The organism is Aquabacterium humicola (genome assembly GCF_030167915.1).
In the GTDB taxonomy this organism is placed as follows: domain Bacteria; phylum Pseudomonadota; class Gammaproteobacteria; order Burkholderiales; family Burkholderiaceae_C; genus Pseudaquabacterium; species Pseudaquabacterium humicola.
Genome location: NZ_JARGNB010000002.1, coordinates 472,751 through 491,999, shown reverse-complemented (window position 1 = coordinate 491,999; position 19,249 = coordinate 472,751). Strand labels below are relative to the sequence as shown.

Sequence of the window (19,249 nt, the reverse complement as noted above, 5' to 3'; positions counted from 1 at the left end):
CTCGTCGGGCAGACGGTCATCGCGCTTTGTGCCGCGCCGGCCGCCGCTGCGCATCGTCCGTATTGCGGAGCCCGGACACCACTGACGTCAACCCGGGTGGACGCCGCCCGGTCGGCGCGCGACAGTCGGCGCAACCGACCAAGCCCCGGGGAGCGCGCATGAAGGACCTGAAGCACCTGAGCATCGTCGACGGCGCGTTCCTGCACCTGGAATCGCCGGAGATGCCGATGCACGTCGGCAGCGTGCACCTGTTCGAGCTGCCGGCGGGCTACCAGGGCAGCTGGTACGAGGACGTCAAGGCCCATGTCACCAGCCGCATGCACCTGGCGCCGGTGTTCACCCGCAAGCTGGCGCTGATGCCCTTCGACCTGGCGAACCCGGTGTGGATCGACGACGACGACATCGACCTCGACTACCACATGCGCTACCTGGTGCTGCCCAAGCCCGGCACGCTGGAGCAGCTGTGGACACTGGTGTCGCGGCTGCACTCGATGCTGCTCGACCGCAGCCGGCCGCTGTGGGAGTTCTACGTGATCGAGGGCCTGCAGGGCGGCCAGGTCGCCTTCTACGGCAAGGTGCACCATGCGGCGATCGACGGCCAGGCCGGCGTGATGCTGGGCCAGAGCGTCTTCGACCTGACGCCCGAGCCGCGCAAGGTGCGCCCGCCGCGCCCGCGCCGCAGCAGCCGCTACCAGCTGGGCGTGGCCGAGATGCTGGCCGCCGGGCTGGAGAACCAGCTGCACCAGCTGCTGCGCCTGGGCAAGCTGCTGCCGGGGCTGGCGAAGTCGGCCGCCGCGACGATCGGCCAGACGATGCGCGAACTGCGCACGCCGGCCGCCGGCGATGCGAAGGCGCCGTCGAAGCTCAAGCTCGCGCCGCCGACGCCGTTCAACCACTCGATCACCAACCAGCGGTCCTTCACCGCGGTGTCGCTGCCGCTGGACGAGACCAAGCGCATCGGCAAGGCGCTGGGGGCGTCGGTCAACGACATGGTGCTGTGGCTGTGCGCGACCGCGCTGCGCGGCTACCTGGCGGATTCACGCGAGCTGCCGGACAAGTCGCTGGTGGCGATGGTGCCGATCTCGCTGCGCGAGGCCGGCGACGCGACGATGAACAACCAGGTCGCCGGCACCGTGATCGACCTCGGCACCCAGCAGGCCGATCCGCTGCAGCGGCTGGCGCTGATCAGGGCCGGCACCGCGGCGATGAAGCAGCAGATGGGAACCTGGAGCGGCGTGGTGCCGACCGACTTCCCGTCGCTCGGCTCGCCGTGGCTGGTCAGCGGGCTGGCCTCGCTGTACGGCCGCTCGCGCCTGGCCGACCGGCTGCGCTTCGCGAACGTGACGATCTCCAACGTGCCGGGCGTGCCGGTGCCGGTGTACCTGGCCGGCGCGAAGATGCTGAACCATTACCCGGTGTCGATCGTCGTGCACGGCGTCGCGCTGAACATCACCGTGCAGAGCTACATGGGCCAGCTGTGCTTCGGCCTGATCGCCTGCCGGCGCGCGGTGCCGGACGTCGACGAGCTCGGCCGCCAGCTGCAGCGGGCCTTCGACACGATGCAGCGGCTGCCGCTGCCGGCGCCGGAGGCGGCACCGGCGCCCGTTCCGGAGGCGGCGGCGGAGGCGCCGGCAAAGGCCCCGGCAAAGGCACCGGCAAAAAAACGGCGCCCTGCGGCGCCGAAGCATCGTCCCGCCGCCACGGTCGTGCCCTTGCAGGCGAAGACCGCGGCGAAGCGGACGCGGGTCAGCGCGGCCGGCGGCGGCTGACGCCGGCCAGGCCCAGCAGCGCCAGACCGGCCAGCGCGAAGCTGCCCGGCTCGGGCACGGCCTGCGCGGCGTGCTGGCCATCGATCAGCACCAGGCCGCCGGCGGCGTTCATCGTGCCCAGATCGAGCTCGAACTGCCCGCCCTGCTCCCAGCTGATCGCCTCGAAGGCGTAGACGCCGGCGGCCAGCGTGAACAGCGCCGAGGTGCTCAGCGTCGGCGAGGTGTCGCTGTCGAAGGTGATGACCTGCTCGCCGCCGATCGTCAGCCGCAGGCCGTCGTCGTGCCAGCCGGCGAAGGTGTAGTCGCCGGCGGCCAGCGTGATGTAGCCGCTGACGCGCACCGCGAACATGTCGGCGCCGGGGAACGGCACCGTCGCGTCGTCGATGCCGACGGTCGTGCGGTATTCGGTGTGGGTGTCGACGATGTTGAAGCCGCCGGTGCCGGCGAGCGCGTTCAGCGCGTCGGCGATGTTGTGCGGGCTGCTGTCGACCTGCACCCACTCGACCTTGAAGCCGTCGGCCAGCGGCGGCGGCGAACCGACCGGCACGGGCGCGGCCGAGGCCGACACGGCCGCCGCGGTCAGCGCCAGCGCGACCGCGCTTCGCGTAAACAAATGGCTTGTAGTGTTACCAAACATCTCTGACTCCTCCGGCAGGTTTGCCGACGGCGGGCGAATGCAAGACCCGTGCACATTGCACGTCAGCATCGCCAAGTGCTTGATTTTCAACAAGGATTCTCGCCGCCCACGGCGCGGCGCCGCGCGGCGGCGGCGACCCCCTGTCCGGCGCTGTCAAGCCCGCCGACGTCGCATCAACGCAACCCCAGCGTGCGTGCCGCGTCGGCCAGGCGCTCGGCGAAGCGCCGGTAGCCGGCGCCGTTGGCATGGATCTGGTCCGAGCGCAACGCCGCGTCGGCCAGCACCTCGGACCAGCCTCCGCCGTGCAGCGGCAGCTTCAGCGCATCGGCAGTCTCGGCGTACAGCGGGTGGTCGCTCAAGCGGCCGCTCAAGCCCGCCGTCAGCGTCGGCTGCGGCACGCCGAGCAGCAGCACCTGCGCGCCGGCGGCGCGTGCGGTCTCGCAGATGCGGCGCAGGTTCGCGCGCGTGCCCTCGTCGGGCAGGCGGCGCAGGAAGTCGTTGCCGCCGAGGCCGACGATCACCAGCGCCGGCGCATGCTCGGCCAGCAGCGCGGGCAGCCGTTCGAGCGCCTGCGCCGAGGTGTCGCCCGGCACGCCGGCATTCACCACCTGCCAGCCGGTCAGCCGCGCGAGCTGCGCCGGGTAACTCTCCTCCGGAGCGGCCCCCGTGCCGAAGGTCAGCGAATCGCCGAGGGCCAGCACGACCGCGCCGGCCGGCACGACGGCGGCCGCCGGCTTGCGGCGCCGGCCGCATGCCACCAGCGGCGCGAGCACCGCGGCGGCCAGCAGCGCACGGCGCGGTGGCGGCATGGGTGCCAGCGACCCGCGTGCGTCAGCCGCCGCCGGGCCGCCCCAAGGCGGCTGCCGCCCCCTCGGGGGGCAGGAGCGAAGCGACGTGGGGGTCCACTCAGCGGCCGATGGCGTCGGGCAGCTCGATCTTCACCTCGAGCACCTCCAGGTTGTCCTGCTTCTCCAGGTGCACCTTGATGTCGCCGGGCTTGATCGACACGTACTTCGAGATCACCGCGACGAGCTCCTGCTGCAGCTGCGGCAGGTAGTCGGCACGCGAGCCGCCGCGGCCGGAGCGCTCGTGCGCCAGGATGATCTGCAGCCGCTCCTTGGCGACCGTGGCGGTCTTCTTCTTCTCGCCGAGCAGGAAGGACAACAGCGACATCGCGCTCACCTCCCGCCGAACAGGCGCTTGAAGAAGCCGGGCTTCTCGGCATCGGTGAAGCGCATCGGGATGCTCTCGCCGCAGAAGCGGCCGACCACGTCCTTGTAGGCCTCGCTGACGTCGCTGCCCTTCAGGTGGATCGCCGGCACGCCCTGGTTCGACGCGTCGAGCACCGTCTCGCTCTCGGGGATCACGCCGATCAGCGGGATTCGCAGGATCTCCTCGATGTCCTTCAGGCTCAGCATCTGCCCGCCTTCCACCCGGCTCGGGTTGTAGCGGGTGACCAGCAGGTGTTCCTTGATGGGCTCCTTGCCGTCGATCGCGCGCTTGGTCTTCGAGCCCAGGATGCCGAGGATGCGGTCGGAGTCGCGCACCGACGAGACCTCGGGATTGGTCACCACCAGCGCCTCGTCGGCGAAGTGCATCGCCATCAGCGCGCCGGTCTCGATGCCGGCCGGCGAATCGCAGACGATGTACTCGAAGCCCATGCCGGCGAGGTCGGTCAGCACCTTCTCGACGCCGTCCTGCGTCAGCGCGTCCTTGTCGCGGGTCTGCGAGGCGGCCAGCACGAACAGGTTCTCGCACTGCTTGTCCTTGATCAGCGCCTGGTTCAGGTTCGCTTCGCCGTGGATCACGTTGATCAGGTCGTACACGACGCGGCGCTCGCAGCCCATGATCAGGTCGAGGTTGCGCAGGCCGACGTCGAAGTCGATCACCGCGGTCTTGTGGCCGCGCAGCGCGAGGCCGGCGGAGAAGCTGGCGCTGGTGGTCGTCTTGCCGACACCGCCCTTGCCGGAGGTGACGACGATGATCTTGGCCATCGGAGGGGTCCTTTCAAACAACAAGTGATGCGGGGTGCAGCACGCGGACCGTTCAGGCCGTCAGCGGCTCCACCCGGATGCGTTCGCCGTCCAGCCGGACGACGGCTGGCTTGCCCAGCACCTCGGCCGGCAGCGCGGTCTCGGTGGTGCGGTAGATGCCGGCGATCGCGACGAGCTGCGGCTCGAGGCAGGTGCTGAAGATGCGCGCCGAGGTGTCGCCGCGCGCGCCGGCGATCGCGCGGCCGCGCAGCGGCGCGTAGACGTGCACGTTGCCGTCGGCGATCACCTCGGCGCCGAAGCTGACGACCGCGGTGACGATCAGGTCCCCGCCCTTGGCGTAGACGCGCTGGCCCGAGCGCAGCGGCTTGTCGACCACCATCGTCGGCACGGGGGTGCCGGGCACCTCGCGCAGCACCTCGACTTCCTTGACCACTTCCTTGATCACCTCGACCTCGCGCACCACTTCGGTCAGCGGCGCGGGGCTGCGCTGCGGCGCCGCGGCGTCGAGCGCCTCGGCGAGGCCGACGGCGCGCGCCGCGGCGGTCTGCGCTTCATTGCCGCCCTGCACCGCGATCGGCACCAGGCGATGGCGACGCAGGCAGGCGAGCAGGGCGTCGAAGTCGATCACCGCCGACGCGTCGTCGCGCAGCGGGCTCAGGTCCAGTACCACCGGGTCGTCGTCGAACAGGCCCGGCGCATCGGCGACCCTGGCAGCCAGCGCGTCGGCGAAAACGGCGAGGTCGGTGGTCTGCAGGCGCAGCGCCGTCAGCGTCCAGGCCGTGCTCTTGAGATCGAAGGGAGGCGGAGCCGAGATGACAGGGGCCATTGAGACGCGGGACAGGGCGCTTGCAGCGCGGGACAGCAGGACGGACGCGGCGGTGGACGCCACCGGTCAGGCCGGTGAACCCCTCCCCTGCAGCGCGCAGGCCGAAGTGTATCCGCCGCACCCTGCGCGACCGGCGGCCGGGCCCCGGGGAATCCCCCGAAAACGCAACGCGATGCGATGATCGCGCCCCGTTGATCAACACCCCCGGAGACACGACTTGAAGCACCTTCCTGCCCTGCTCGCGGCGGCGACGCTGGCCGCGCTGCTGCCCGCGCTGGTGAACGCCCAAGCGGGTGCCCAAGCCGGCGCCCAGGCCAGCGCACCGGCCGCGGCCAAGCCCGCCAACGAAGTGGCCGCGAAGGCCGCCAAGGAGCCCGGCGCGGTGATGACCGACTCCGGCCTCGTCTTCCGCTCGCTGGTCGAAGGCAAGGGCGCGAGCCCGAAGGCCACCGACACCGTCAAGGTGCACTACCGCGGCACCTTCCCCGACGGCAAGGAATTCGACAGCTCGTTCTCGCGCAACGCGCCGGCCGAGTTCCCGCTGAACCGCGTGATCAGGTGCTGGACCGAAGGCGTGCAGCGCATCAAGGTCGGCGGCAAGGCCAAGCTGACCTGCCCGCCCGCTATCGCCTACGGTGAGCGGGGCACGCCGGGCGGCCCGATTCCGCCGAACGCGACGCTGCAGTTCGAGGTGGAGCTGCTCGAGGTCAAGTGAACGGGCGGCTCGCGGCCAGCCGCTGACCGACGTTCCGGACACGGCGTGTCGGGAGTTCTCGTCGGTTCGTTTCAGTGCGCGGCCCGAGCGCACTATTCCCATCAAGCCGCTACCCGCCCCGGCCGACATGGCCTGGAACGGGCGGCGGCGGTCGCTGCCCGGCATCGACACGGCAGGAGGCCCCGCCTCCGCTGCACAACGGGACGCGAACGATGACACGCTGGCTGGCCAACCTGCGCTTGCGCAACAAGTTCCTGCTCGTCGCCGCGCTGGCGATGGCGATGTCGGTATTGCCGGCGACGATGGCGGTGCGCGCCCGGCTGGCCGCGCTGGACACGGCGCAGGCCGAGGCCAGCGGCATCGCGCCGTCCGGTGAGCTGCTGAAGCTGGTGCGGCTGACGCAGCAGCACCGCGGCCTGTCGGCCAAGCTGCTGGCCGGCGATGCCAGCGCCGCGGCCGCCCGCGAGAAGACGGCGGCCGACGTGGTGCAGGCCTTCGAGACCACGACGAAGGCCATCGCCGCATTCGGGTTCCAGGCCCGTGACGAGGACCTGCGCCGCCTGCAGCAGCAGTGGCAGGCGCTCGCGCAGGCCGTCACCGGTCCGGGTGCCGACGGCCGGGCGATCTTCGATCGCCATGGCGCGCTGGTCGATGGCCAGCTCGACCTGCTGCGCGAGATCGTCGACGACTCGACGATGGCGCTCGACCCCGAGGCCGCCACCTACTACAGCATCGCCGCGTCGCTGGACCACCTGCCCCGGCTCACCGAGGCCCTGGCGCAGCTGCGCGGCCTCGGCAGCGCCGCGCTGCAGCGCCGGGCGCTGGACGCCGGCGAACGCCTGCGGGTTGACAACCTCGTGAGCCTGGCGCGCCTGCACCAGCGCAATGCGCTGCATGCGTTCGAGCGCATGGCGATGAGCGACCCCGCGCTCGGCAGCGTGATGGCCGCGCCGCTGGCCGCCGCCCGCGCGCAGACCGACGAGGCCGTCTCTCTGGCCGAACGCGCGCTGCTGCGCGCCGACACCCTCGACCATGCCCCGGCCGCGTACTTCGCGAGCCAGACCAAGGCGATCGACGCCCAGTTCTCGCTCATCGCGCTGTCGTTCGACGAGCTGGGCAAGGCGCTGAACGCACGGGCGGACGCCGATGCGCGCGCGCTGTGGTGGCTCGGCGGCAGCCTCGCCGCGCTCGCCGCCATCGCGCTCGCGCTGATCGGCGCGGTAACAGCGGCCGCCAGCCGCGGGCTGGCATCCGCGCTGCAGGTCGCGCGCACCGTCGCCGCGGGCGACCTGCGCTCGCGCATCGCCATCCACTCCCGCGACGAGGTCGGCGAGCTCCTGGCCGCGCTGCAGACGATGAACGACAACCTCGTGCGCGTCGTCGGCGACGTGCGCCGCGGCAGCGAGCAGATCGCCACCGGCGCCGGCCAGATCGCCGGCGGCAATGCCGACCTCAGCCAGCGCACCGAGGAACAGGCGGCGAACCTGGAGCAGACCGCCGCGTCGATGGAACAGCTCGGCGCGTCGGTGCGGCACAACGCCGAATCGGCGCGTCAGGCGGCATCGGTCGCACAGGCCGCCAGCGCGGTCGCGCAGCGCGGCGGCAGCGCGATGGCCACGCTGGTGCAGACGATGCAGCGCATCGCCGCGGACAGCCGGCGCATCGCCGACATCAACGGCGTGATCGACGGCATCGCGTTCCAGACCAACATCCTCGCGCTGAACGCGGCCGTCGAGGCCGCGCGGGCCGGCGAGCAGGGTCGCGGCTTCGCGGTTGTCGCTGCCGAAGTGCGCAACCTCGCGCAGCGCAGCGCGCAGGCCGCGCGCGAGATCAAGTCGCTGATCGACGCCAGCGTCGAGCAGGTCGATGCCGGCCTGTCGCAGGTCGATGACGCCGGCACGACGATCGCCGACATCGTCGCGCAGGTGCAGCGCGTCGACACGCTGATCGGCGAGATCGGCGATGCGACGCAGCAGCAGGCCGCCGGCATCGGCCAGGTCGGCGACGCGATGCACCAGCTCGACCAGGTCACGCAGCAGAACGCCGCGCTCGTCGAGGAAAGCGCCGCGGCCGCCGGCTCGCTCGACCAGCAGGCCGCGCGGCTGCTGCAGGCGGTCGATACGTTCAAGCTCTGATCGGGGGCCTGCCGCCCGCTTCAGAACAGCGTCGGCTGGTCGTCCGGCGGCCGCGCGCCTTCGATCTGCAGCATCTTCAGCTTCGTCGCGGCGCCGCCGTGCGCGGAGAAGCCGCCGTGGTGGCCGCCGGCGGCCAGCACGCGGTGGCAGGGAACGACCGGCGCGAACGGGTTGGCGCCCAGCGCCTGCCCGACCGCCCGGGCGCCGCCCGGCTCGCCGATCTGCTGGGCGATATCGCCGTAAGTGAGCGTGCAGCCGGGCGGGATCGCCAGCGCGGCGCGGTAGACGCGCTGGTGGAACTCGGTCACGCCGCGCCAGTCCAGCCGCGTGCCGGACAGGTCGCGCGGCTCGCCGCGCAGCAGCGCCTGCAGGTCGGCGACCAGGGCCCGCCATTCGGGCGGCGGCTCGCACTCGGGCAGGCGCGGGAAGCGACGTTGCATGCGCGCGCGCGTCGCCGCCTCGTCGGCCTGCGGCAGTTGCGCGCCGCGCAGGCCGGCATCGCCCCAGGCGATGCCGCACCAGCCGATCGCCGTGTCGAACAGGGCCCAGCCGCCGGCCGGGATGTTCATGGTGCGGTGCTCGCCCCAGGCTAGCGCGACAGCGCCAGCTTGACGCCGAAGCCGACCAGCAGCGTGCCGGCGGCGCGGTTCATCCAGCGCGTGACGCGCGGGCTGCCCTGCAGCGCGAGGGCGAAGCGCCGCGTCAGCAGCACGATGGTCACGCAATAGGCGAGCGTCAGCACGGCGATGGTCAGCGCCATCACCGCGAAGGTCAGCAGCCCGCGGTGACGTGCCGGGTCGACGAACAGCGGGAAGAAGGCCATGTAGAAGACGATCGCCTTCGGGTTCAGCAGCGTGATGACGAACGCCTGGCGCACGTAGCGGCCGGCATGCATGCGGATCACCGGCCGGTCGCCGGGCTTCGCGGTGAGCATGCGCAGGCCCATCCACGCCAGGTAGGCCGCGCCGATCCACTGCACCGCGCCGAAGACCACCGGCCAGGCGGTGAGCAGCGCGGCGACGCCGGCCACCGCGAGCCACATCAGCACCTGGTCGCCGAGGATCAGGCCGAGGGTCGCCGCCAGGCCGGCGCGCACGCCGCCCTGGCCGGTCGAGGTGATCAGCGCGAGGTTGCCCGGGCCGGGGATCGCGAGGAAGACGATCACCGCGACGACGAAGGCGCCGTAGTCAGCCACTCCGAACATGCTTCGATCCTCTCCACGCACCCGACGAGCGGTCGATGATGCCACCGGGGGCATTCACCCGGATGACGAAGGTTGATAGGGCCGCACCAGGCGCAGCCACTTGCGCGCCGGCAGGCCGGTGCGGGCCTCGATGGCCTCGGCGCGCGCGGTCAGCGCCTCCCGGTCGGGCACCTCGACACCGCGCGCCGCGACCAGCACCGCGTTGCCCTCGCGCGTCGGCGCCAGCTGCCACACCTGGTCCGGGCCGAAGGATGCGGCGACCGCGGCCGCGCTGCGCTCGAAGCTGGCATCGCGGCCGAACAGGTTGACCGTCATCAGCCCGCCGTCGGCCAGCACGCCGCGGCAGCCGGCGTAGAACGCGGCATCGTCGAGCACCGGCGCCGCGGCCTCGTGGTCGTAGAGGTCTACGCACAGCACGTCGGCGCTCTGCAGGTTCGCCGCATCGGCGACCCAGGCGCCGGCATCCCCTTCCAGCACCGTCAGCCGCGCATCGTCCGGCGGCAGCTGGAACCACAGCCGGCAGGCGGCGATGACGGTCGGGTTCAGCTCGACCACCGTCGTCTTCATGCGCAGCACCTGGTGCGTGAAGCGGGTGATCGCCGCGCCGCCCAGGCCCAGCTGCACCGCATGGCCGCGCGCCAGGGCCGGCGTGGGCCGCCACAGCATCCAGGCCATCATGCGCTGCACGTACTCCAGCTCGATCTGCCGCGGCTTGCGGATGCGCATCGCGCCCTGCACCCAGGGCGTGCCCAGGTGCAGGTAGCGCACGCCGTCGTGCTCGGAGATGGTCGCGCCGGCGAGCTCGGTCTGCTGTCGTCGATTCATGCAATCCCATGTTGGAGGAAGACCTCGCGCCAGGCCGCGAGCTTGCGTTCGAACGACCAGCTGGCGTTCGCCGGGCTGGTCGACGGCAGGCGGTAGACCGGCAGGCCGAGCGCGCCGGTCAGGCGCATGAAGCGCGCCGACTCGCCGCCGTTGTGCGCGATGGCCTGCAGCTGCGGGCAGCGGCGCGCGAGGCCGGCGAGGTCGTTCGGCACCGCGTCCTCGATCGCGCTGTCGAGGCTGCCTTCGCGGCGGCAGGTGGCGTAGACATCCCACACCGCGAGGCCGCGACGGCGCAGCTCGGCGATGCGCCGCGCATAGGGCAGCGCGACCACGTCGAGGCCCCAGATCGCGCCGAGGACCGGCCAGAAGTGGTTGCGCGGGTGCCCGTAGTACTGCTGCGCGGCCAGCGACGCCGCACCGGGAAAGCTGCCGAGCACCAGCAGCCGGCTGTTGCGCGCAAACACCGGCGCAAGGCCGACGAGCGGCGATGCGTTGTCGCCGCCCACATCGTCTGCAATGATCGATTCGCCGCGCGGCGGCACCGATCGCACCGGTCGCGTCACAGGGGGAGCCTTCATGAACGTCGAAGCCATCGTCCATTTTCTCAGCACCGAGGGCGCCGAGTTCGGGCTGAAGATCCTCGGCGCGCTGGTGGCCTGGATCATCGGCCGCTGGATCATCGGGTTGGTGCTGCGCGCCTTCAACATCGCGGTCGCGCGCGGCAAGCGCATCGACGCGACGCTGGCGAAGTACCTCACGTCGATCATCAACGTGGTGCTGAACCTCGTCCTGGTGCTCGCGATCCTGGACATCTTCGGCGTGCGCACGACGTCCTTCGCCGCGCTGCTGGCCGGCGCCGGCCTGGCGATCGGCACCGCGTGGGGCGGCCTGCTGGCGCACTTCGCGGCCGGCGTCTTCATGCAGGTGCTGCGGCCCTTCAAGGTGGGCGACTTCGTGCAGGCCGGCGGCGTCACCGGCACGGTGGCCGAGATCGGGCTGTTCGGCACGACGATCGTCACGCCGGACAACGTGCTGACCATCGTCGGCAACAACAAGGTCTTCTCCGAGAGCATCCAGAACTTCACGACGCTGCCGCACCGCCGCGTCGACTGCACGGCGAAGATCGCCAACGGCGTCGACCCGGCCGACGCGATCGCGCGGCTGAAGGCGGCGGTGGCCAAGATCGCCAATGTGATGACGACGCCGGCGCCGGACGTCGAGATCCTGCAGTTCACGCCCGAAGGGCCGCTGCTGTGCGTGCGGCCGTACACCCACACCGACCACTACTGGCAGGTCTACTTCGACACCCACCGCGCGATCGCCGAGACCTTCGGCGCCGCCGGCTACCCGGTGCCCGAGACGCCGTTGGCGCCGCGCACCCGTTGAGCGCGCGATGACGATGCGTCCCCTGCCCGCCGTCGTGCTGGCGCCGCTGGCGCTGGCCGCGGCCCTCGCCGCCGCGCAGCCGGCCCCGCCGGCGCAGACCGTCGTGGTCACCGGCTCGGCGCGCGCGCAGGCCCTGGTCGACGCGCCGTATGCGATCAGCGTGATCGATGCCGACACGCTGCGCGAGGCCGGTCCGCTGATCAACCTCTCGGAGGCGATGGCGCGTGTGCCGGGGCTGGTGGTCAACAACCGCAACAACTATGCGCAGGACCTGCAGATCAGCGCCCGCGGCTTCGGCGCCCGTGCAGCCTTCGGTGTGCGCGGCCTGCGCATCTATGCCGACGGCATCCCCGCGACGATGCCCGACGGCCAGGGCCAGGTCGCGCACCTCGACCTTGCCGGCGCCGAGCGCATCGAGGTGCTACGCGGGCCGTTCTCGGCGCTCTACGGCAACAGCTCCGGCGGCGTCATCGCGCTGTTCACGGCGCGGGTGTTGCGCAACGAGGCCGAAGCCGCGTTCGACGCCGGCAGCTTCGGGCTACGGCAGGCGCGCGTGGGCGTCGCGGCGAAGCTCGGCGGCGAACTGGACGTGCGCGCCAACGCGGCGGTGGTCGACAGCGAGGGCTTCCGGCCGCAGAGCGCCGCGCACCGCACGCTGGGCAACCTGCGCCTGGGCTGGCAGGGCGCCAGCGACAGCCTGGTGCTGCTGGCATCGGACCACCGTCAGCGCGCGCAGGACCCGCTGGGGCTGTCGCGCGTGCAGTTCGATGCCGATGCGCGCTCGACCGCACCGCAGGCACTGCAGTTCGACACGCGCAAGGCGATCGAGCAGTCGCAGCTCGGGCTGCAATGGCGGCACCGCTTCGGCAGCGGCGACGCCGATGGCCTGCGCGAGAGCACGCTGACGGCCTATGAAGGCCGGCGCGCGGTGACGCAATGGCTGGCGATCGCGCCGGCGACGCAGGGTTCGCCGCGCCATGGCGGCGGCATCGTCGACTTCGATCGCGACTACCGCGGCATCGAAGGCCGGCTCGCGTGGCGATTCGGTCGAGCCCATGCGGTGATCGGCCTCAATGCCGAATCGCAGGACGACGACCGCCGCGGCTACGAGAACTACCTGCGCGACGGCAAGGGCCAGCCGCTCGGATTCGGTCTGCTGCGCCGCGCCGAGCGCAACCGCGCCGACACGCGCGAAGGCTTCGCGCAGGCCGACTGGCCGTTCGCGGCGCACTGGGCGATCAGCACTGGCGTGCGCAGCGGCCGGGTCGTGCTTCGCGCCGATGACCGCTACCTCTCGAACGGCAACGATTCCGGTCGGCTCGAGTACCGCTACACCAACCCGGTGCTCGGCCTGCGCTGGACCGTGCGGCCCGGCTGGACCGTGCATGCCGGCGCGGCCCGCGGCTTCGAGTCGCCAACCCTCGGCGAGCTGGCCTACCGGCCCGACAGCGCCGGCGGCTTCAACGACCGGCTGAAGGGCCAGTCGAGCCGGCAGGTCGAGCTCGGCAGCAAGTGGCGCGCGCGCGGGTTCGAGCTCGACGCGGTGCTGTTCGCGATCGAGACGACGGACGAGATCGGCGTGCTGACCAATGCCGGCGGCCGTTCGAGCTTCCAGAACACCGGCCGCACGCGCCGCCATGGCGCGGAGCTGGCGGTCGGCTGGCAGATCGATCCGACGCTGCACCTGCAACTGGCTGCGCAGGCGCTGCACGCCACCTACCGCGACGGCTTCCTCACCTGCGCCGGCATTCCATGCACCGCGCCGACGCAGCCGGTACCGGCCGGCAACCGCATCGCCGGCGCGCCAGCGGCGGGCGCCTACGCCGAGCTCGCCTGGCGGCCCGGTGTCGTGCCCGGTGCCTTCGCGCTCGAATGGCGCGCGATGGGCCGCACGCCGGTCAACGATGCCAACAGCGAGTTCGCGAGCGGCTACGCGCTGGTCAACCTGCGCTGGAGCCACCGCCTCGAGCTCGGCGCGGCCGATGCGCTGGAACTGCTGGCGCGCATCGACAACGCCACCGACCGCCGCCACGCCGGCAGCGTCATCGTCAACGATGCGAACGGCCGCTTCTACGAGCCGGGCGCGCCGCGCAGCGGACTGCTGTCGGTCCGCTGGCGCCACGCCTTCTAGCCGTTAGGCGCTCCGGTCACTTGGGCCGGATCGCATCGGCCGTGCCCTGGATGAAGGCCTTCAGCTTGTCGACGTCCTCGGCCGCGAGCTTGCCGGTGAAGTCCGGCATGCCGTTGTTCGTGAACGGGCCCTTGAAGACGAACTTGTCGAGGTTCGAGATCGTCTCGGTCGACGAGTAGCCCAGGTTCGGGATGTTGCCGCCGCGGTCGACGCCCGGCACGCCGTGGCAGAACACGCAGTTGCTGACGTACACCGCGGTGCCTTCCTTGTAGTGGTCCGGGTTGTACTTGACGCCCTGCAGCAGCGCGCCCAGCTTGTACTGCACGAAGTCCGGCGCCTTCGCGGTGCCGCCGACCGCGAAGGTGTAGACGGTGCCCGGCCCCTGCCGCTCGGTGGCGCGCGCGGCCAGCCCGTAGACGCCGCCCCAGCCGACGGCGATCGACACGTACTGCTTGCCGTCGACGAGGTAGGTGACCGGCGCGGCGACGACCCCGGTGCCGGTGGGCGTCTCCCACAGCTTGGCGCCGGTGGCCGCGTGGTAGGCGACGAAGCGGCCGTCGGCGGTGCCCTGGAACACCAGGTCGCCGGCGGTCGTCAGCGTGCCGCCGTTCCACGGCGAGACATGCTCGTGGCGCCAGGCCTCCTTCTGCTGCACCGGGTCCCAGGCGACGAGGCGGCCGTACGGCGTGCTCTTCGGCGGCTCGACGTTGGCGAACATCGCGACGTTCCAGCCGATGCCGCTGTGCGGTTCGCCGGGGCGCACGCCGTTGTGCTTCCAGTCCTTGTTGTCCATCAGGTTGACCGGCACGCCCTGCACCGGCAGGTAGACGAGCCCGGTCTTCGGGCTGAAGGACATCGAGTGCCAGTTGTGCGCACCATACGCGCTGGGGATGATCTCGCGCGGGCGGTCGGCCACGCGCGCGATCTCGGTCTCGATCGGCCGGCCCTTGGCGTCGTAGCCGCTGGCCCAGTTGACGTCGGCGAAGGGCTTGGCCGATATGAACTGGCCGCTGCGGCGGTCGATCACGAAGAAGAAGCCGTTCTTCGGCGCATGCAGGATCACCTTGCGCGGCTTGCCGTCGATCTTCAGGTCGGCCAGGATCATCGGCTGCGTCGAGGTGAAGTCCCAGTTGTCGCCCGGCGTCTGCTGGTAGTGCCAGACGTACTTCCCGGTGTCCGGGTTCAACGCGACGATCGACGCCAGGTACAGGTTGTCGCCGCCGGCCGGGCTGCGCTTGGCGCGTGCCCACGGGCTGCCGTTGCCGGTGCCGATGTACATCAGGTTCAGCTCGGGATCGAAGGCCATCGTGTCCCACGCGGTGCCGCCGCCGCCGGCTTCCCAGTACCGGCCCGACGGGTCCCAGGTCTTCGCGGCCTTGGCCATCGCCTCGTTCTCGAACGGCTTGCCCGGGTCGCCCGGCACGGTGAACCAGCGCCAGGCCTGCTTGCCGGTGGCCGCGTCGTAGGCGGTGATGTAGCCGCGCACGCCGTACTCGGCGCCGCCGTTGCCGATGATCACCTTGCCCTTGAAGACGCGCGGCGCGCCGGTGATGGTGTAGGGCCGGCTGCGGTCGATCAGCGTGTCCTGCTCCCACACCTTCTCGCCGGTGGCGGCATCCAGCGCGATCAGGCGGCCGTCGAAGGCGGCGACGAAGACCTTGCCCTGGTACAGCGCGACGCCGCGGTTGACGACGTCGCAGCAGCCCTTGAAGCCCTGCGAGCGGTCGACCTTCGGATCGAAGCTCCACAGCCGCTGGCCGGTGCGCGCGTCGATCGCATGCACGATGCTCCACGACGCGGTGGCATACATGATGCCGTCGACCACCAGCGGCGTGGCTTCGACGCCCCGCGTCGATTCGAGGTTATACGACCACACCAGCCCGAGCTGCTTCACGTTCTCGGCATTGACCTGCGCGAGCTTGGAGAAGCGGGTCTCGGCGTAGTCCAGGCCGTGGCTCGGCCAGTCGGCGCCGCTGCCGGCGTTGCTGCGGATCTTCGCGCCGTCGACGGCTTTCGTGACGGCGCGAATGTGCTCGGTGCTGCCTTTCCTGGACGGCGCCTGCGCGCCGGTGGAAGGCTGCGCGAGCGCGGCGGTGGTGATGATCGCGGCCAGCAGGGCACCGATGGCGGCGGCGCCGGTCTGGCCGTAGGATCGGGCCCGGCCTCGGGATTGCGGATCAGGCTTCACGGTGTCTCCTCTCGAGCACAAGCGATGCGCGGGTCTGCCGCCCGCATCACGAAGCTTCGGCGCAGCGACCCTCGGCCACCAATCTCGGGAAACCCCGTAGCGAAACTGTTCTGTCTCGACACATGAACGACCGCGCCGCCGCCCTGCACACCCTGCATGCCCTGCCCTGGCATGCCGCGCTGCCCGACGAGCCGCAGCGCCTGGCGCTCGCGCGCCAGCGCTTCTTCGCCGACGGCGTGCACCCGGCCGGCCAGGTGGCCGAGCCGATCTGGCGTTCGTGGCAGCGCTGCCTGCAGAAGGGCCTGCAGCCCGAACGCGTGCCGGCGCTGGAACCCGTCAGCCGCAGCCGCATCAGCTACCTCGCGACGCGCGACCACCTGCTGCTGAAGGCCGCGCAGCAACCCTTCGACGAACTGCAGGCCGCGGTCGCCCGCAGCGGTTGCAAGGTGTTGCTGACCGACCGCGACGGCGTGCTGCTGCGCGTGACGCCGGCGCGGCGCGAAGAAAGCGCAGTGATGCACGCGGCCTGCCGCATCGGCGTCGACCTGCGCGAAGGCGCGATCGGCACGACGGCGCCGTCGCTGGCCGCGCACGGCGGGCGCGGCTGCGTGGTGCGCGGCGGCGAACACTTCCACGAGCTCTTCGGCCGTGTCTTCTGCGCCGCCGCGCCGATCCGCAACCGGCACGGCACGGTGGTGGCGGTGCTCGACCTGTCGATCGACGGCCAGCCCTTCGGCTTCGATGCGCGCTGGCTGGTGCAGACCTACGCCGGCTCCATCGAGGATCGCCTGCGCATCGCGCAGACCCGCCAGCAGGTGCTGCTGCGGCTGCACGCCGCACCCGGCGCGCTGCAGGCGCCGGGCGCGGGGCTCGCGGCCGTCGACGAAGCCGGCCGCATCGGTTGGCTCAATGTCGCGGCGGCCGGGCTGATCGGCGTCGACGGTGCCGACGCGCGGCAGTTCCGCGTCGAGGCGCTGCTCGGCTGCGATGTCGAGCACCTGCTGCAGATGACGCGTTGCCGCGAGCCGCAGGCGCTGCTGCTGCCGAACGGCCTGACGGTGTGGCTGCAGGCCGAGTTCCGGCCGCTCGGCGACGCGGACAGCGATGCCGACGACACGGCGGCGTTCACGCCCTCGCGCCCGGCCGGTCCCGTGCCGGCGCCGGCGCCGGCCACGGCCGACGAGTCGGCGCCGCAGGGGCCGGCGACCCTCGCGCAGCTGAGCCGCCAGCTGATCGAGCAGACGCTCGCCGCCTGCCGCGGCAATGTCTCGCTGGCGGCACGCCGGCTCGGCGTGTCGCGCGGGCTGCTGTACCGGCGGCTGCGCGGCGACTGATCAGGCCTCAGGCCTCGGGTTTCAGGCCGCGCCGGGCCCGGCCGCCACCGCGTCCAGCAGCGCGGCGAGCCGCGGCAAGGCCGCGCGCGCGTTCGCGCTGGTGATCGCCGCGGTCTGCTCCGGCGTCCAGCCGCGCAGCGAGGCCAGCGTTGCGGCGATTCGGGGCAACTCGGCCGGCTCGTTGCGACCGGTCGCGGCACCGCCGGCGCGTTGATCGGCCGTGCGGTAGAGCCAGTGCGGCGGGATGTCCGGTGCGTCGGTCTCCAGCACCGGCACCTGCTCCGGCAGCGTCGCGGCATGGTGGCGGATCTGCAACGCGCGCTCGAAGGTCATCGCGCCGCCGAAGCCCAGCCGGAAGCCGCGCTCGGCGAACCCCTTGGCCTGCACGTCGCTGCCGTTGAACGCATGCGCGATGCCGCCGGCGACCTCGATGCGCCGCAAGCCCTTCAGCAGCCCGTCGGCCGAGCGCCGCACGTGCAGCAGCACCGGCAGGCCGGCGTCGCGCGCGAGCTTCAACTGCGCGAGGTAGAAGCGCTCCTGGCGCGGGCGGTCGAGGCCGGGCACGAACCAGTCGAGCCCGATCTCGCCCACCGCCACCAGCCGGGGATCGTCGCGCCAGCGCCGCAGCGCGTCGGCCAGCCGGTCGAGATCGTCGTCGGCGGCCCGGTCCACGCACAGCGGGTGCACGCCGAGCGCATAAGCCAGGCCGTGCGCGTGCGCGATGCGCCGCGTCGCCTCGAAGTGCGCCGCCGCCACGGCCGGCAGCACCTGCATGCCGACGCCGGCGGCGCGGGCGCGCGCGACCACCGCGTCGCGGTCGGCATCGAACTCGGGCGCATCGAGGTGGCAGTGGGTGTCGATCCAGGGCAGGCTCATCGACTGCCGATGATGCCCGCCGATCGCGCTTCGGTCCGCAAAGCCCGCCGGCCATCTCACCGCGGCGTGCACAGGTCGGGGCCGTCGTGGTACTGTCATCGCAACTTTTTCAGCCCGTTGGGGGCTGACGGAGGCCGGCAACATGGCCCGCACGCCGCTTTACAGTCGTACCCCGCCACGCGCGACGCCCGTCGCGGTGCCCGCCGGAGGACCGGCGACGGGCGACGGGCCGCCCGGCCCGGCGGCGAAAGCCGGGGCCCCGGTGACGGCGGTGCCGCTGCCGCTGCCGCCGCCGCGCCACCAGGCCCCTTCCCCCCCGATCGAAGCCGGCACGGCCAGCGGCGAGGGCCCGGCCCACCCGGTGACCGCCAGGCGTCAAGGCTGGCTGCGGCGCCATGAACGCTGGGCCTGGGCGCTCGGCGTGCTGGCGCTGGTGATCGCCGCCGGCTGGCCGGCGTGGACCGCCAAGGTCAAGCCGCCGCTGTCGATCGAGCAGATCGACGCCGCGATGCGCGACTCGATCGCCAAGGAACCGCTGCCGGCCGCCGCCGCCGCGGCCTATGCGGCGGTGATCCCGTCGGTGGTGCGGGTGGTCGGCGAGCACAAGTCGCCGCCGCCGGCGGAAGCGCCGAAGCCCGGCCCCGCGAAGGGCAAGCCCACGGCGAAGGCCGACAAGGCGATCGACGAGGACGGCCGCTCGGTCGGCACCGGCGTCGTCATCGTCGACAAGGGCCTGATCCTGACCAACCTGCACGTCGTCGCCGGCGCCGACCGCATCACCGTCAATTTCTTCGACGGCAGCGAGTCCGAAGCGGTGATCGTCAACCTGCAGCCGGAGAACGACCTCGCGGTGCTGCGCGCGAAGACGATCCCCGACGACCTGCACGCGGCCACGCTGCGTTCCACCGCCGGCCTGGCGCCGGGCGACGAGGTGATCGCGATCGGCTTCCCGTTCGGCATCGGGCCATCGGCCTCGCAGGGCGTCATCTCGGGCTTGAAGCGCGAGTTCCGCTCGCCCGAAGGCCAGCGCAGCTTGAGCAACCTGATCCAGTTCGATGCCGCGGCCAACCCGGGCAACTCCGGCGGCCCGCTGGTCACCATGGACGGCCATGTCGTCGGCATCGTCACCGCGATCATGAATCCGAACGCGCAGCGCACCTTCATCGGCATCGGCTTTGCCGTGCCGATCGAGAACGCCGCCGCGGCGGTCGGCATGCCGCCGTTCTGAC

18 protein-coding genes are annotated in these 19,249 nt (G+C 72.0%); 7 read left to right on the top strand and 11 right to left on the bottom strand.

The features are described from left to right. Window positions 1–158: 158 nt before the first annotated feature. Complete coding sequence (locus P1K89_RS12530) at window positions 159–1,769, top strand: WS/DGAT/MGAT family O-acyltransferase (protein ID WP_284616784.1); 1,611 nt, start codon at window positions 159–161, stop codon at window positions 1,767–1,769. On the opposite strand, the gene P1K89_RS12525 is transcribed toward P1K89_RS12530, so the two are convergent. From P1K89_RS12525 to minC, 5 genes are all read right to left on the bottom strand, one after another. Further along, on the bottom strand, window positions 1,747–2,382 hold the full coding sequence (locus tag P1K89_RS12525; RefSeq protein WP_284616783.1) for a PEP-CTERM sorting domain-containing protein: 636 nt from the start codon (window positions 2,380–2,382) through the stop codon (window positions 1,747–1,749). The two genes, P1K89_RS12530 and P1K89_RS12525, sit on opposite strands and share 23 nt — an antisense overlap. Before the next feature lie 197 nt (window positions 2,383–2,579). Further along, window positions 2,580–3,215: an arylesterase gene (locus P1K89_RS12520; protein WP_284616782.1), complete on the bottom strand. Its 636-nt coding sequence runs from the start codon at window positions 3,213–3,215 to the stop codon at window positions 2,580–2,582. 97 nt (window positions 3,216–3,312) lie between these two features. Beyond that, window positions 3,313–3,579: a cell division topological specificity factor MinE gene (gene minE / locus P1K89_RS12515; RefSeq protein WP_284616781.1), complete on the bottom strand. Its 267-nt coding sequence runs from the start codon at window positions 3,577–3,579 to the stop codon at window positions 3,313–3,315. A 5-nt stretch (window positions 3,580–3,584) separates the two neighbouring features. Beyond that, on the bottom strand, window positions 3,585–4,400 hold the full coding sequence (minD, locus tag P1K89_RS12510; protein WP_284616780.1) for a septum site-determining protein MinD: 816 nt from the start codon (window positions 4,398–4,400) through the stop codon (window positions 3,585–3,587). Between the two features lie 52 nt (window positions 4,401–4,452). Further along, the gene (minC, locus tag P1K89_RS12505) at window positions 4,453–5,226 is read right to left on the bottom strand and encodes a septum site-determining protein MinC (RefSeq protein WP_284616779.1); all 774 of its coding nucleotides are present in this window, start codon (window positions 5,224–5,226) and stop codon (window positions 4,453–4,455) included. A 217-nt stretch (window positions 5,227–5,443) separates the two neighbouring features. Here minC and P1K89_RS12500 point away from each other — a divergent pair, with 217 nt between their 5' ends. Both P1K89_RS12500 and P1K89_RS12495 read left to right on the top strand, forming a co-directional pair. Then, window positions 5,444–5,941, top strand: coding sequence for an FKBP-type peptidyl-prolyl cis-trans isomerase (locus P1K89_RS12500; protein WP_439897977.1), 498 nt, complete (start codon window positions 5,444–5,446; stop codon window positions 5,939–5,941). A gap of 212 nt (window positions 5,942–6,153) precedes the next feature. Continuing rightward, on the top strand, window positions 6,154–8,076 hold the full coding sequence (locus P1K89_RS12495) for a methyl-accepting chemotaxis protein (protein ID WP_284616778.1): 1,923 nt from the start codon (window positions 6,154–6,156) through the stop codon (window positions 8,074–8,076). Window positions 8,077–8,096: 20 nt separating this feature from the next. On the opposite strand, the gene P1K89_RS12490 is transcribed toward P1K89_RS12495, so the two are convergent. The 4 genes from P1K89_RS12490 to P1K89_RS12475 are packed head-to-tail and all read right to left on the bottom strand — an operon-like array spanning window position 8,097 to window position 10,683. Beyond that, window positions 8,097–8,645, bottom strand: coding sequence for a methylated-DNA--[protein]-cysteine S-methyltransferase (locus P1K89_RS12490; protein ID WP_284616777.1), 549 nt, complete (start codon window positions 8,643–8,645; stop codon window positions 8,097–8,099). A gap of 20 nt (window positions 8,646–8,665) precedes the next feature. Further along, complete coding sequence (locus P1K89_RS12485; protein ID WP_284616776.1) at window positions 8,666–9,280, bottom strand: LysE family transporter; 615 nt, start codon at window positions 9,278–9,280, stop codon at window positions 8,666–8,668. 54 nt (window positions 9,281–9,334) lie between these two features. Next, entirely contained in the window at window positions 9,335–10,105 is a 771-nt protein-coding gene (locus tag P1K89_RS12480; protein WP_284616775.1) for a spermine/spermidine synthase domain-containing protein, read from the bottom strand. Beyond that, on the bottom strand, window positions 10,102–10,683 hold the full coding sequence (locus tag P1K89_RS12475) for a DNA-deoxyinosine glycosylase (protein ID WP_284616774.1): 582 nt from the start codon (window positions 10,681–10,683) through the stop codon (window positions 10,102–10,104). Before P1K89_RS12475 ends, P1K89_RS12480 begins: the two co-directional genes overlap by 4 nt. Between P1K89_RS12475 and P1K89_RS12470 the strand changes: the two genes are divergently transcribed. Next, window positions 10,682–11,491 carry a mechanosensitive ion channel family protein gene (locus P1K89_RS12470; RefSeq protein WP_284616773.1) on the top strand — a complete coding sequence of 270 codons (810 nt, stop codon included), beginning with the start codon at window positions 10,682–10,684 and terminating at the stop codon, window positions 11,489–11,491. The two genes, P1K89_RS12475 and P1K89_RS12470, sit on opposite strands and share 2 nt — an antisense overlap. 7 nt (window positions 11,492–11,498) lie before the next feature. Beyond that, window positions 11,499–13,622: a TonB-dependent receptor family protein gene (locus P1K89_RS12465; protein ID WP_284616772.1), complete on the top strand. Its 2,124-nt coding sequence runs from the start codon at window positions 11,499–11,501 to the stop codon at window positions 13,620–13,622. Between the two features lie 16 nt (window positions 13,623–13,638). On the opposite strand, the gene P1K89_RS12460 is transcribed toward P1K89_RS12465, so the two are convergent. Further along, entirely contained in the window at window positions 13,639–15,747 is a 2,109-nt protein-coding gene (locus P1K89_RS12460) for a PQQ-dependent dehydrogenase, methanol/ethanol family (RefSeq protein ID WP_439897990.1), read from the bottom strand. Between the two features lie 185 nt (window positions 15,748–15,932). On the opposite strand from P1K89_RS12460, the gene P1K89_RS12455 reads away from it, so the two are divergent. Further along, window positions 15,933–17,144, top strand: a complete 1,212-nt coding sequence (locus P1K89_RS12455; RefSeq protein ID WP_284616771.1) for a helix-turn-helix domain-containing protein — start codon at window positions 15,933–15,935, stop codon at window positions 17,142–17,144. Window positions 17,145–17,165: 21 nt separating this feature from the next. Here the strand turns inward: P1K89_RS12455 and P1K89_RS12450 are convergent, their stop codons facing one another. Beyond that, the gene (locus tag P1K89_RS12450; protein WP_284616770.1) at window positions 17,166–18,020 is read right to left on the bottom strand and encodes a TatD family hydrolase; all 855 of its coding nucleotides are present in this window, start codon (window positions 18,018–18,020) and stop codon (window positions 17,166–17,168) included. A gap of 196 nt (window positions 18,021–18,216) precedes the next feature. Here P1K89_RS12450 and P1K89_RS12445 point away from each other — a divergent pair, with 196 nt between their 5' ends. Then, a complete protein-coding gene (locus P1K89_RS12445) occupies window positions 18,217–19,248 on the top strand; it encodes a S1C family serine protease (protein ID WP_439897976.1) in 1,032 nt (343 codons plus the stop codon). Window position 19,249 lies beyond the last annotated feature (1 nt).

Coding starts and splice junctions, on each gene's coding strand:
- P1K89_RS12530 (WP_284616784.1), top strand. CDS start 159: ATGAAGGACCTGAAGCACCTGAGCATCGTCGACGGCGCGTTCCTGCAC.
- P1K89_RS12465 (WP_284616772.1), top strand. CDS start 11,499: ATGACGATGCGTCCCCTGCCCGCCGTCGTGCTGGCGCCGCTGGCGCTG.
- minC (WP_284616779.1), bottom strand. CDS start 5,226: ATGGCCCCTGTCATCTCGGCTCCGCCTCCCTTCGATCTCAAGAGCACG.
- P1K89_RS12485 (WP_284616776.1), bottom strand. CDS start 9,280: ATGTTCGGAGTGGCTGACTACGGCGCCTTCGTCGTCGCGGTGATCGTC.
- P1K89_RS12450 (WP_284616770.1), bottom strand. CDS start 18,020: ATGAGCCTGCCCTGGATCGACACCCACTGCCACCTCGATGCGCCCGAG.
- P1K89_RS12520 (WP_284616782.1), bottom strand. CDS start 3,215: ATGCCGCCACCGCGCCGTGCGCTGCTGGCCGCCGCGGTGCTCGCGCCG.
- P1K89_RS12475 (WP_284616774.1), bottom strand. CDS start 10,683: ATGAAGGCTCCCCCTGTGACGCGACCGGTGCGATCGGTGCCGCCGCGC.
- P1K89_RS12470 (WP_284616773.1), top strand. CDS start 10,682: ATGAACGTCGAAGCCATCGTCCATTTTCTCAGCACCGAGGGCGCCGAG.
- minD (WP_284616780.1), bottom strand. CDS start 4,400: ATGGCCAAGATCATCGTCGTCACCTCCGGCAAGGGCGGTGTCGGCAAG.
- P1K89_RS12495 (WP_284616778.1), top strand. CDS start 6,154: ATGACACGCTGGCTGGCCAACCTGCGCTTGCGCAACAAGTTCCTGCTC.
- P1K89_RS12490 (WP_284616777.1), bottom strand. CDS start 8,645: ATGAACATCCCGGCCGGCGGCTGGGCCCTGTTCGACACGGCGATCGGC.
- minE (WP_284616781.1), bottom strand. CDS start 3,579: ATGTCGCTGTTGTCCTTCCTGCTCGGCGAGAAGAAGAAGACCGCCACG.
- P1K89_RS12480 (WP_284616775.1), bottom strand. CDS start 10,105: ATGAATCGACGACAGCAGACCGAGCTCGCCGGCGCGACCATCTCCGAG.
- P1K89_RS12455 (WP_284616771.1), top strand. CDS start 15,933: ATGAACGACCGCGCCGCCGCCCTGCACACCCTGCATGCCCTGCCCTGG.